This window comes from Microbispora corallina (genome assembly GCF_016863035.1).
Taxonomy (GTDB): Bacteria; Actinomycetota; Actinomycetes; order Streptosporangiales; family Streptosporangiaceae; genus Microbispora; species Microbispora corallina.
In genome coordinates, this window is sequence record NZ_BOOC01000006.1 from 81,501 (window position 1) to 93,586 (window position 12,086).

Consider the following 12,086-nt stretch of genomic DNA (forward strand, 5'->3'; position numbering starts at 1 on the left):
CCCAACGGGCATGACCTGGGAAAACTGGTGCGGAAGCCGTCCGCTGCGACTGCTGGTGCGCGCGGTGCGCTACTGCTGTGCTACTGCTGTGCGGAGGCGCCGCAGTTGGGCGCGCACAGGCGCCTGGCGATGCCCTTGAGGAAGATGTTGCGGATCTCCAGCACGGTCTGCGGGAAGTACGCCGCGCCGCCGGTGGCCTTGGCGATGTTCGTCATCTGGGCCCTGTCCTCGTCCTTGTTGGTGTTGAACGAGATGATCAGGATGCTGACCGGCTGCTTGGGGTCGTACGCCTGCTTGAGCTTCTGCAGGATCTGCGCGTTGGAGATGCCGCCGTTCGGGTCGTCGTTGCCGACGCCGTCGGTGAACAGCAGGATCGTGTTCACCTTGTCCGGCTCGTACTCCTTGGTCATCTTCTGATAGGCGGCCCACAGCGTGTCGTTCAGGCCGGTGTTGCCGGTCGTCTTGACCTGGGCCTGCTGCATCGCCTGCGCGATCAGGACGCGGCGCGTCACCCCGTTGATCTGCTGGGCCAGGGGGCCGATCGGGACGACGGGCCGCCAGTCGACTCCCTTCCTCTGCAGGTCGTCGGAGAACGCCCACACGCCGACCTCGGCCTTGTCCGGGAACAGCTTCAGGCCCTCCTGCGCGGTGTCGGTGACGGCGCGCATGCGGCTGATCCCGGTGCTGTCGGCGGGCAGGGCCATGGTGCCGGAGATGTCGAGCAGCGCGAGCAGCTTGGTGCCGAGCTTGATCTGGTGCCAGGCCTGGGACAGCTGGGTGACGGTCGCGGCGTCCGGAAGCGGCAGCTCGGCCGGCTTCTTCGCGCTCACGCCGTTCTCGGGCTTGAGGAGGCTGCCGCCCTTGCCGTCCGGGGTGCGGAAGCCGTAGTCCTGCACGGTCTTGCGGCCCGTCGGGGAGGTCAGGTCGGCGGCGAACGCCTGGGCGGCCTTGCGGGTCGCGTCGTCCTTCGCGGTCACCACGATCGGGTAGTCGAGGCTGACCGTGCCCTCGGTCGGGTAGAGCGCGACGGCCGGGTTCGAGGGGGTCGTCTTGGTGTTGAACGCCCAGACGGCCTGCTCGGAGGAGATGCCCACGGGGATGCGGGCGGCGGCCTTGGTGAGCGTGGCGAACAGGCTGTCGGGGGTCGACACCGTGGACTCCGACAGCTGCCGCAGCACGCCCACCAGCGTCTCCTCGCTGCCGCCTGCCTGGCGCAGCACGGCGGCGCCGGCGAGCAGCGCGCCGAGACCGGCGGCGTTCTGCGTCGGGTCGAGGGCGAGCACGCGGACCTTGCGCGCCAGGCCGTCCGGGTTGGCGGCGTTCGCGGCGCTCATCAGGCCGGTCCAGCTCGCGGGGCTGAAGGCCGACTGGAGCTTCTCGGCGCCCGCCTTGGAGGCGGTCAGCACGACGGGGGAGTGGGCGGCGCTCCCCGAGGGCTTGGGCGCGGCGCCGCTCTTCGCCAGGCCGGCGAGCCAGAGGCTGGAGTCGGGGATCCAGACGTCCGGGTCCAGCTTGCCGCTCGTCGGGCCGGTGCCGGCCATCGCGTTGGCCACGTCGGCGGACCCGGCGGCCTTGACGCTGACCGCGACGCACTTGCCGTCGACGGACGTGCCCGACTGGGCGAACTTCCCGGCCACCTTCTGCACGGCGGGCTGGATGTCCGGCGAGGCGACCACCGTGAGGGAGATCTTGCCGCCGCCGCAGCTCGGGTTCTTGTTCACCACGACGTACGCAGCGACGCCGAGGAGCACGGCCAGGGCGACCGCTCCGGCCAGGGGGACGAACACCATGCCCCGCCCGGCCCGGCGGCGCGGCGGAGGATCGTACTGGGGGTTGTAGCCGCCATCGAGTTCGTCTGTGCGGTGCCGTCCGCCCACGGTGCCCTCTTCGGTGTCGATTGGCTCCCACCGGTGCGCGCCCTTGCGGGGGACCATAACGGGAGATTCCGCGTAATGCTTACGGAACGATACTGGCAAGCGGAACTGTGGCAAAACGCCGGTTTTGGTGCAGGAATTACGAAAAGTCATAGCGAGCATCCAGGGTGTAAACCCCCGGGCGGAGTCAGGAGTCGTACCCGGACGCACCCTCCGGTCGCCCGCCGCCGGCCTCCGGAGGAGGCCGCGCGCCGCGCCGCGAGGCTGTCACGGAGGCGCCGGGGGTGTGGCGCGCAGGGGGTGCGGCGGGTGCGCGCGAAGGCGCGACGTGACGCGCGGGCGTGTGGAGGGGGAGGGCGCACGCCGTACTCTTGGGCCGTGCTCATCCCCGTCGACGACGCCGCCGACCCGCGCCTGGCCGACTACGTGCGCCTGCGCGACGTGGACCTGCGCCGGAGCATGGAGGGCGAGCGGGGCCTGTTCGTGGCCGAGGGCGAGAAGGTCATCCGCAGGGCCGTGGGCGCCGGCTACCCGGTGCGGTCGGTGCTGACCACGCCCAAGTGGCTCGACCACCTCGCCGACGTCATCGCGGACGTCACGGTCTACGTGGTCACCGACGAGGTGATGGAGGGGATCACCGGATTCCGGGTGCACCGCGGCGCGCTCGCCTCGATGGAGCGCCTCCGGCCGCCCTCGGTCGCCGGGCTGCTCGCGGGGGCCGGGTCGTCCGCGGGTCCGCCCCGGCGGATCCTGCTGCTGGAGGACCTGGTCGACCACGGGAACGTCGGGGCCGTCTTCCGCTGCGCGGCCGCGCTCGGCGTCGGCGCGATCGTGCTGTCGCCCCGCTGCGCCGACCCGCTCTACCGCCGGTCCGTCAAGGTGTCGATGGGCGCCGTCTTCGCGATCCCGTGGGCCCGGATGGACGACTGGCACGGCGGGCTGGCCGAGGTGCGGTCCGCCGGGTTCCGGCTGCTGGCCCTCACGCCCGACCAGTCGGCCGTCCCGCTGGACGAGGCGCCGCTGGACGGCCCGGTCGCGCTCATGCTCGGTTCCGAGGGCGACGGCCTGTCCTCCCACTGGCTCAAGGAGGCCGACGCGCCCGTCTGCATCCTGATGAGCCCGCAGGCCATGGACCTCGGCGTCGACTCGCTCAACGTCGTCGCCGCCGCGGCCATCGCCTGCCACGGCCTCATGCGGAACGGCTGAACCCGGACCGCTGGGCCCGGAACGGCCGGGCGCAGGACCGCCCCGGCGAGGGCGTCACTCCGGGAGGCCGCCCCCCGAGGCCCACTCCAGCAGGGCGCGGGCCGTCGTGAACCGCGCCACGTCGCTGCGCTCGCCGAGGAGCACCCCGATGACCTTGCGGCCGTCGTCCAGCGGGGACACGAACGTCAGACAGTAGCCCGCCTTATGCGTGTATCCGGTCTTCAGTCCGAGGGCGCCCTCGTCGAGCAGCTTGTTGGTGTTGCGCCAGGTGTGCGATCGGTGGACGGCGGTCTTGCCGATCACCCGCTTGCGGGTCTTCGCCACCGCGGCGATCACGGGGTCGCGCAGCGCGGCACGCGCCAGCAGGGCCTGGTCCCGTGCGGTGGAGTAGCCGCTCGACGGCAGCCCGTCGGCGTTCGCGTAGCGGCTGTCGCGCATCCCCAGGCTCTTGGCGGCGGCGTTCATCCGCGAGACGAACCCGCCCACGCCCGGGCCGTACCGCTGGGCGAGGGCGTGTGCCGCGTCGGCCCCGGAGGGCAGCATCATCGCGTAGAGCAGGTCCCGGACCGTGAGCCGCTCGCCCGGCCGCAGCCCGGCGGTCGTCGCGTCGTTGGCGGCGGCGTGGCGCACGTCGGTCTTCGTGATGGTGATCACGTCGTCGAGCCGGGCGCGGTGCCGCACGACGTAGGCCGTCATGACCTTGGTGAGGCTCGCCACCGGCACCCTGCGGGTCTCCCGCTTGGCCATCAGCGGCTCGCCCGACGCGGCGTCCACGAGGTACGCCTCGGGGGCCGTCACGGCGGGGGCGTCGTCCCGCACGCCGGACGGGACCGTTCCCGTCGACGCAAGCGCCGCCACGGGCGGGGCCGCCCCGGCGGGGAGGGCGGGCGTGCGGGCCTGCGCCGCGGGGGCGCAGCTCAGGAGGATGGCGGCGGAGAGTGCGCCTATTGCCCCGATACGCATTGCGACATGATCCCATGCCCTCAGGGGGCGGCGGGAGCGTTCCTGCTCCGGCGGCGCAGAACGACGACGGCCGCCACGGCGGCGGCGACCGCGACGAGCGCGACGGCCAGCGCCGGAGAGCGGGCCGCGAGCGAGAGCCAGGCCCACAGGAGCGAGTAGAGCCCGAACGCCGTCACCGGCACCCAGGTCAGGCAGCCGAGCGCGCTGGCGACCAGGTACCACCGGTAGTCCACCCGCAGCGCGCCCGCGACCCAGGGCAGGGTGTGCCGCAGGCCCGGCACCCAGAAGCAGGCGTAGACGGCGAACGCCCCCCACCTGCGGACCAGGGCCTCCACGCGCTCGATGCGATGGCGGCCGATGCGCCGGCCGGCCCGGGAGCGGTACAGGGCCTCGCCGAGCCGCCGCCCGATCCAGTAGTAGACCTGGAACGCGCCGAACAGCGCGACCGCGCCGGCCGCGACGACCAGCCACAGGGGCAGGCCGAAGAGCGAGGCCGACGCCGGGTCGGGGATCCGCACGTGCGCTCACCGCCAGGGGGAACGGATCTTAAGGACAGCCTCACATTACCGCCGGGCGTCCCGCGCCCCGCAAGCCGCGGCTCCCGCTGCAAGCCGCCGTCAACCGGGGATCAACCACGTCCTCGTACACCTGAGGTGCGAGGAAAGGGGAGCGCGATGAGTCCGCGAAGCAGCGTGATGCCGATCATGGCGAGTGGCACGGCCACCGCGGCCAAGCTGCTCGTGGCCACCCTGGCCGTCACCGCCGCGTACATCGGGGCGTCCAACGCCGCCGGCGGCGAGAGGCTGGTCACCAGGGTGGCCGGGACGGCGGCGACGACGCCGGCCGTCCAGCGGGAGCAGGCCACGGGGAGCGCCGGGTCGGCGGTCACCACAGGGGCCTTCGCGGACTCGGCTCCCGCCCCCGGCACCGTGACCCTCGCCGCCACCCCCGGCGGCGAGGGGTGCGCCCGGGTGTTCAGGGCGCGCGCCCTCCTCTCCCCGGGCGACGCCGGGGACGCGGGCCTCTCCTACGGCTGGAGCCTGCAGCGCTGGAACACCCGTGAGCGCGTCTGGCAGACCTACCTGTCCACGAGGAACGGTTTCGCGGGCGCGTCCCGGGTGGTCGAGTTCGCCCCCACGGTCGTGGACAACCCGGGGCTCTACCGGGTCCGGCTGCAGACCGGCGCGCACACCTACCACAGCTCCTCCCTCAGGATCGCCTGCTGACCTCCACGCGCCGCCGGTCGCGGCGCAGGTTCAGGCGTGGAGGGCCTGGCGGGCCTCGTCCACCCAGCGGGGGACGCCGACCCGCTCCGCCACGGCCAGGGCCTTCTCGTAGTGCTCGTGGGCCGGCAGGCCCAGCCGTACGGCGAGGTCGCCGAGGGTGCGCGCGACCGGCCACAGGGCCACCACGCCGGTGCCCGCCCCGGCGATGCGGTCGCCGAACGGCACGAGCTTCTCGTAGGCCTCCCGCATCCGGTCCTCGTCGTCGAGCGTCATCCCGGCGAGGGCCCGCCAGATGAGGGCGAGCTCGTACAGGAAGTCGGTGCGGACCGGGTCCCGGACGACGGCCACGGCCCGGGCGTCCTTGAGGTGCCCGGCGGAGGCGAGCGCCACGGCGTAGGCGTCGAGCGTCCACTTGGCGCCGCGCTGGTGGGCCTCGCCGAGCGGGTCGACCATCTCCGCCGCCCGGCCGTCGACCAGGTGGAGGCAGAACGTCGCGATGAGCGGCAGGTCCTGGCGGCCCTCCAGCATGCCGGCCCGGGCCGTCAGGCGGGCGGCGTTGCGGTAGGCGCGCTCGGCCCCGGCGTAGTCACCTGTGATCATGAGGCGCTGACCGGCGTACCAGGCCCCCACGGCGGCGGGGGCCGGCAGGTCGTACTGCCGCCCGAGGCGCTCGGCCTGGGCCAGGTGCTCGTCGGCCTCGGCGAAGTCGCCCCGGGCCGCCGCGCACTCCAGCAGCACGAGGTGGGCGAGCGTCTGCACGGAGATCTGCCCCGACTCGGCCCCCACGCGCAGCAGCTCGCGGCCGATCGTCTCCCGCTCGTCGACCTGGGTCAGGGTGTACGACTGGCGCAGCCGCCCGCTGAGCGCCATGGCCAGCAGCGCCGGGTCGCCGCTGGACCGGGCGAGCTCCTCGGCCTCCAGCGACGCCTGGTAGCCGCGCTGCGTCGCCGACCCCTCCAGCTCCAGCGCGAGCGTCGCGAGCAGGCTCGCCCGCAGCGACTGCTCGCCCGCCGGCAGCTCCGACAGCGCCTTCTCGGTGACGTCGACGATCTCCCACGCCGTACGGGTGAAGTCGCGGGCGATGCCCTTGTGCGGCACGGCCAGCGCGGCCGCCACCCGGGCCGTGAGCTCCAGGTCGCCGAGCGGGAGGGCCACGTCCATCGCGTCGCGCCGATGGGACCGGGCGGCCGTCATGTCGCCGCCCAGCGCCAGCGCCCGGATCATCCGCAGCTGAAGCTCCAGCCGCTCGCGCACGAGCCCGCCGCCCGGATGGGCCCGGTCGAACGCGGCGATGGCCTTCTGCCAGAGCGAGGCCGCCTCGCGGTGAGCGAAGCGCCGCTCCGCCTGCTCCGCCGCGAGCCCGGCGTACCGGACGGCCTTCGCGGCGGTGTCCACGATCCCGGCCGCGTCGTAGTGGTGGGCGAGCGCGGCCACGTCGTTCGGGCTGCGCTGCTCGATCACCGACGCGACCGCCGCGTGCAGCCGGGAGCGGCGCAGGCGTGAGGCGTCGGAGTAGATCGTGTCGCGGACGAGGTCGTGGTCGAACCGCAGCAGGCCGGGCCCCGGCTCGGTCACCAGGCCGGCGAGCAGGGCCGCCTCGACCGCGTCGACCACGGCGTCCTCGTCGCCCGACACGTCGACCAGCACGTCGACGTCCACGTCGCGGCCGATCACGGCGGCCTGGAGCAGCACCTGCTGGGCCCGCTCCGGCAGCCGGGAGATGCGCCGCCGCAGCACGTCGCGCACGCCCGAGGGCACCTCGGAGATGTCCGCCTCGGCCTCGAACAGCCGGGCCGTCTCCTTGACGAAGAACGGGTTGCCCCCGGCGCGCTCGACGATCGTGCTGACGACCTCGTCGTCCACGTCGCGCACGCAGGTGGCCCGGACCAGTTCGGCCACGGCGGCGTCGTCGAGCCCGTCGAGGCCGACGCGCACCGGGTCGTGCCGGGCCAGCGCGGCGAGCACGTCCTGCTGCTGGTCGTTCAGCTCGCCGTCGCGGCAGGTCACGACCAGCAGCACCCGGCTGGCCGCCACCAGGCTCGGCAGCGCCCGAAGGAGCGCGAGCGTCTGGTCGTCGGCCCAGTGCAGGTCCTCCAGGAGGATCAGCAGCGGGGCCTCCCGCGCGACCGCCGACAGGTAGCCGCCGACGGCCCGGTGCAGGCGGAAGCCGCCCGACGCCTCGTCGTCGCCGCTGTCGGGGGCGGCGTCGTCGAGCAGCGGCGCGAGCAGCGAGGCGTACTCCCCGGCGCCCCTGCGGGCGATCAGCGCCCGCAGCACCTCGACCCAGGCCCAGCCCGGGGGCGTCGTCGTGCTGTCGGGGCAGCCGCCGGTGGCGGCCACCCAGCCCTCGTCCTCCAGCCGCCCGGTCAGCTGTCGTACCAGCGTCGTCTTCCCGGCGCCGGGGTCGCCGCTGATCACGGCGACGGTGAACCGGCCGGCCTGGGCGCGCGGCGCCGCGGCCGCCAGCGTGGTCAGCTCGGCGTCGCGGCCGACGAACGGCTCCGGTTGCAGCGGCGGAGCGTCCCCGGCCTCGACCGGTCGCGGCGGCCAGGTGGCGGTGATCTCCACCGGCCTGCGGGGCGCCGGGAGCACGAAGTCGAGCCCCGGGTCCTGGGAGAGGATGTCCGACTCCAGCTTCCGCAGCGCCGGGCCGGGGTCGATGCCCAGCTCGTCGTCGAGGATCGAGCGGGCCTTGCGCAGCGCGGCCAGCGCGTCGCCCTGCCGCCCGCAGCGGTACAGGCCGAGCGCGAGCAGCCGCCAGCCCTCCTCACGCAGGGTGTGCTCGGTGGTGAGCGCCTCCAGATCGGGGACGGTCTCGGCGTGCAGGCCCATCCGAAGGCCCGCGTCGGCGTGCCGTTCCCTGGCGACCAGGCGCAGCTCGTTCAGCCGGGTCACCTCGGCCTCGGCCCAGGGCTGGTCGGCGAAGTCGGAGTACGGCGTGCCCCGCCACAGGCCGAGCGCCGCGTCGAGCCGCGCCCGGGCGGCCTGCGGGTTCTCCTCCAGCCGCTCCCCGGCGGAGCGGACCGTGCTCTCGAAGCGCAGCGCGTCGACCTGCTCGGGGGCGGCCCGCAGGGCGTAGCCGGAGGCGACGGTCACGAGCAGCCGGTTGGGGCCGCCGCGGGGGCGGTTGGGCTCCAGGACCCGGCGTAACCGTGAGATGTAGACCTGCAGGCCCGACTGGGCGCCCTTGGCGGCGTCGTCGTCCCACAGGTCGAACAGGAGGGTGTCCACCGGGACGACCTGGCCGCGCGCCACGAGCAGGCGGGCCAGGACGGCGCGCTGCCGCAGGCCGCCGAGGTCGAGCTCGTCGGCCCCGTCGTGCGCCCCCACCGGGCCGAGCACCCGGAACGCGACCGCGCTCATCGGACGCTCATCCACTGCCGCGCGTCGTGCCCGCCGGCTGTCGCTTGCCGCTCCATGTCAGCCGCAACGGTATGCGCGCCCGCGAAGCGGGCACAAGCTCTTTGGCAACCCCGACACCCTCACTCTCTCGCCCTGAGATCTTAGGTGGTGCCGGGCGATCCCCGCGTCGGGCCGATCAGTGCTCCAGCGCGCGGCTGTCCTCCGCCGCGCGCGGCGCGCCGCCCGCGGACAGGGCGGCGCCGGCGCCCGGCCGGGCCTCGGCGGCGCGGGCGTCCCGGCGGCGCAGCAGCGCCCAGCCTCCGAGGGCCAGCCCTCCCCACGGGATCTCGATCGTGTACGTCCAGAACCCGAACAGGACGGCGGCCGCGGTCGCCCCGCCGGCCGGCTGGCCGAACGCCCCGATCAGCAGCGTGGCCACGCCGCCCTCCATGATCCCCGCGCCGCTCGGCGTGACGAGGGCCGTGGTGAGCACCCGGCTCAGCGCGAAGACGGCGACCGTCTCGGCGGGCCCGGGGTACGACCCGGTGGCGACCAGGCAGCACGCCATGATCAGGCACTGCAGGGCGAGGAACGCCACCATGCCCAGCGACAGGCCGGCCCAGCGGCGGTGGATGATCTCGGCGGTGTCCTCCCTGAGCCGCTCGATCGCGGCCGAGACGGCGTGCTCGGCCGGGCGGAACCGCCGGGGCGCGAGCCGTACGAGGCCGTCGAGGGCGCGGCCGAGCAGCGCGGCGGCGCGGTCCCAGTAGAGGGCGGCGGCGACGACGGCCACGAGCACGAGGATCGACACGGCGCCGGCCCAGCCGGCCTTCGCGACCGTGGGGTTGGTGGCCTTGCCCGCGACCAGCAGGCACAGGATGCCGACGGCGGGCAGGATGAACCGGAACAGCGAGTTCCATACGCCGGTGACCAGGGTGTAGACGACGATGGGCCGGTTGGCGAAGCCCCAGCCCCGGGTCATGCCGAACGTCACGGCGACCCCGGCCGCGCCCCCGAACGGGAGCAGGTTGCTGACCGCGCTGCCCGCGGCGTTGAGCGTCAGCGCCTGCGGGTGCGTCAGGCCGGGCAGGGCGGAGGTCATCACGAACGTGTACGCCCACAGGCTGGCCAGCCACAGGACGGTCATCAGGGCGATGGTGTGCCAGCCGAGCCGGCCGAACTCGTGGCCGATCTCGTGCCAGCTCACGGTGGCCCCGGTCAGGCCGTGCACGATCTGCGGCAGGTAGACCACGAGGGCCACGGCCAGCCCCAGGGACACCGCCGACAGCGTCGCCTGCAGCCACTTTCTGTTCACCCGAATTGCCCCCAGTCCCGTCCGCGTCGTTCCCAGTTTGCCGGGACACTACTGGCGCGGGCTCCTCCTCGCGGAGGATCACGACCCCTAGGGGTTGTCGAACGGATGCCGGAGGCGGACGCCCCGCGGCAGTCCCCTGCGTACGTACCACTCCGTGCCGAAGACGAACCGGTACGCGAAGGAGGGGATCTTGAGCATCGCGCCGAGCGTGCGGTCGCCGTCGCCGCCGGTGGCCTGCGACGCGTGGGCGGCCATCGACGCCCGCTTGGCCCCGGCGTACCTCCGGACGTTCACCCGGTGGGTGATGGCCTCGCCGGGGGAGTAGGCCCGCTCGAAGCTGCGCACGTCGAGCGCCGGGTAGAAGCGGGCGGCGAGCCGGACGCCCTTCAGCAGGAGGTCCCGGTTGACGGTCGCCTCCAGGACGATCGGGGTGCCCGCGATCTCGGCCGCCCGGCCGCCGACGCGGTAGACCTGGACGTGGTCGGGGTGCCCGTACCCCCCGGCCGGGTCGTAGATCGTCAGCAGGTCGGCCGTCTCCTCCTTGAGGATCGCGGCCAGGCGCTGAGCCGCCTCCTCCAGGTCGGCGTCGATGAACGCGTCGTCGGGCCGGTCGCCGGCCACGCCGCCGTCGATGGCGAGCCCCGAGTCGCCGTACCCGAGCAGGACGACCCGGGCGCACCCGAGGGCCGCGGCCGAGCGGTGGAGCTCGCCCGTCCTGGCCTTCGCGAGCTCCTCGCCGTGCGGGAGGTCGGCCAGGCCGCGCTCCCCGGCGGTCGCCACCACCAGGACGACCCGGTGGCCCTCGGCGGCCAGCATCGCCATGGTCCCGGCCGTCAGCAGCGCCTCGTCGTCGGGATGGGCGTGGAAGAACACCGCCGTCCTCATCGCGCCCCACGGAACGTTGTCATCCTGCGTCACCACCGTGTTGTCCTCACCTCCGGACATGATCCCACGTGGCCCGGCGCGGGCGTCGCCGACCTCCCCGCCGGCGGTTTGATGGGCGTCGCGCACTCTGTCAGGCTGACCCGGTGAGGATTCTTCACGTCAGCGACTGCTACCTGCCCCGGCTCGGGGGGATCGAGGTGCAGGTCGCCGACCTCGTGCGGGCCCAGCGCGGGGCGGGCCACACGGTCGAGGTGGTGACGGCCACGCCGGGGGAGCCTCTGCCGGGCGTCCACCGGGTGGTGGCGAACCTCCCGTTCGACCTGCCCGTGCACCCGAGGGGGACGACTCACCTGGCCCGGCTGATGACGTCTCGCCGCCCCGACGTGGTCCACGTCCACACCGGCGCCGTCTCGCCGTTCGCGTGGATGGGGGTGCGGGCCGCCGTGCGGGCGGGGGTGCCGGTCGTGGCGACCGTGCACAGCATGTGGGACCCGGTGACGCGCGGGGTCTACCGGGCGCTGCAGGCGGCGTTCGAGTGGCGGCGCTGGGGGCTGGTCCTCACGGCCGTCAGCGAGGCCGCCGCCCGCCCGATCCGCGCCGTCGCCGGGCCGCGGGTGCCGGTCCAGGTCGTCTCGAACGGCCTCGACGTGACCTCCTGGCGCCCGGCCGCGGGAACGGCGCCCGGCGATAGCCCCGAGGCGGCCGTGCACGTGGTCGCGGTCGGCCGGCTCGCGCCGCGCAAGCAGCCGGTGCGGCTGCTCAAGCTGCTGGAGGCCGCGCGGCAGCGGGTGCCCGGCCCGATCGCGATGCGCGCCACGATCGTGGGCGACGGCCCTGCCCGGGGCCGCATGGAGCGCTACCTCAAGGCCCAGCGCATGGACTGGGTGTCGCTGCCGGGCCGCTACAGCAGGGATCAGATCAAGGAACTGCTCGCCTCGGCGGACGTGTTCGTGGCGCCGGCGCCGCGCGAGTCGTTCGGGCTGGCCGCCCTGGAGGCCCGGGCCGCCGGCGTGCCCGTCGTCGCGCGGGCGCAGAGCGGCGTCGCGGACTTCGTCAGGCCCGGCAAGGAGGGCCTGCTGGGCCGCACCTTCGACGAGCTGGTCGCGTCCGTGGCGCGGCTCGCCCGGGACGGCGACCTGCGCCGCTCCATCGCCGAGCACAACCGGGAGACCGAGCCCGTGAAGTGCTCGTGGCCCGCCGTCCTGGAGGGGTTCGCCCGCTGCTACGAGATGGCGCGGGGCTAGGTCCTGCCCGCGTGCGCGGAGGCGTCCGCGA

At 74.4% G+C, this 12,086-nt stretch carries 9 protein-coding genes; 3 read left to right on the forward strand and 6 right to left on the reverse strand.

The genetic code is table 11. From position 1 onward, the window contains the following. Positions 1-80: 80 nt before the first annotated feature. Complete coding sequence (locus Mco01_RS10490) at positions 81-1,934, reverse strand: substrate-binding and VWA domain-containing protein (protein WP_239103494.1); 1,854 nt, start codon at positions 1,932-1,934, stop codon at positions 81-83. 318 nt (positions 1,935-2,252) lie between these two features. Here Mco01_RS10490 and Mco01_RS10495 point away from each other — a divergent pair, with 318 nt between their 5' ends. After that, complete coding sequence (locus Mco01_RS10495; protein ID WP_239103495.1) at positions 2,253-3,080, forward strand: TrmH family RNA methyltransferase; 828 nt, start codon at positions 2,253-2,255, stop codon at positions 3,078-3,080. 54 nt (positions 3,081-3,134) lie between these two features. Here the strand turns inward: Mco01_RS10495 and Mco01_RS10500 are convergent, their stop codons facing one another. Together Mco01_RS10500 and Mco01_RS10505 are read right to left on the reverse strand one after the other, a co-directional pair. After that, the gene (locus Mco01_RS10500) at positions 3,135-4,043 is read right to left on the reverse strand and encodes a D-alanyl-D-alanine carboxypeptidase family protein (protein WP_204056689.1); all 909 of its coding nucleotides are present in this window, start codon (positions 4,041-4,043) and stop codon (positions 3,135-3,137) included. A gap of 20 nt (positions 4,044-4,063) precedes the next feature. After that, the gene (locus Mco01_RS10505) at positions 4,064-4,561 is read right to left on the reverse strand and encodes a DedA family protein (protein ID WP_204056690.1); all 498 of its coding nucleotides are present in this window, start codon (positions 4,559-4,561) and stop codon (positions 4,064-4,066) included. A 156-nt stretch (positions 4,562-4,717) separates the two neighbouring features. On the opposite strand from Mco01_RS10505, the gene Mco01_RS10510 reads away from it, so the two are divergent. Then, positions 4,718-5,269 (forward strand): hypothetical protein, encoded by a 552-nt coding sequence (locus Mco01_RS10510; RefSeq protein WP_204056691.1) that lies wholly within the window; start codon positions 4,718-4,720, stop codon positions 5,267-5,269. Positions 5,270-5,299: 30 nt separating this feature from the next. Here the strand turns inward: Mco01_RS10510 and Mco01_RS10515 are convergent, their stop codons facing one another. The 3 genes from Mco01_RS10515 to Mco01_RS10525 all read right to left on the reverse strand — a co-directional run bounded on the left by Mco01_RS10515 (position 5,300) and on the right by Mco01_RS10525 (position 10,847). Then, on the reverse strand, positions 5,300-8,632 hold the full coding sequence (locus Mco01_RS10515; protein ID WP_204056692.1) for an ATP-binding protein: 3,333 nt from the start codon (positions 8,630-8,632) through the stop codon (positions 5,300-5,302). Between the two features lie 175 nt (positions 8,633-8,807). Then, positions 8,808-9,926 (reverse strand): lysylphosphatidylglycerol synthase transmembrane domain-containing protein, encoded by a 1,119-nt coding sequence (locus Mco01_RS10520; RefSeq protein WP_204056693.1) that lies wholly within the window; start codon positions 9,924-9,926, stop codon positions 8,808-8,810. An 87-nt stretch (positions 9,927-10,013) separates the two neighbouring features. After that, positions 10,014-10,847: a PIG-L deacetylase family protein gene (locus Mco01_RS10525; protein ID WP_239103496.1), complete on the reverse strand. Its 834-nt coding sequence runs from the start codon at positions 10,845-10,847 to the stop codon at positions 10,014-10,016. Between the two features lie 107 nt (positions 10,848-10,954). Here Mco01_RS10525 and Mco01_RS10530 point away from each other — a divergent pair, with 107 nt between their 5' ends. Then, complete coding sequence (locus Mco01_RS10530; protein ID WP_204056694.1) at positions 10,955-12,055, forward strand: glycosyltransferase family 4 protein; 1,101 nt, start codon at positions 10,955-10,957, stop codon at positions 12,053-12,055. Positions 12,056-12,086 lie beyond the last annotated feature (31 nt).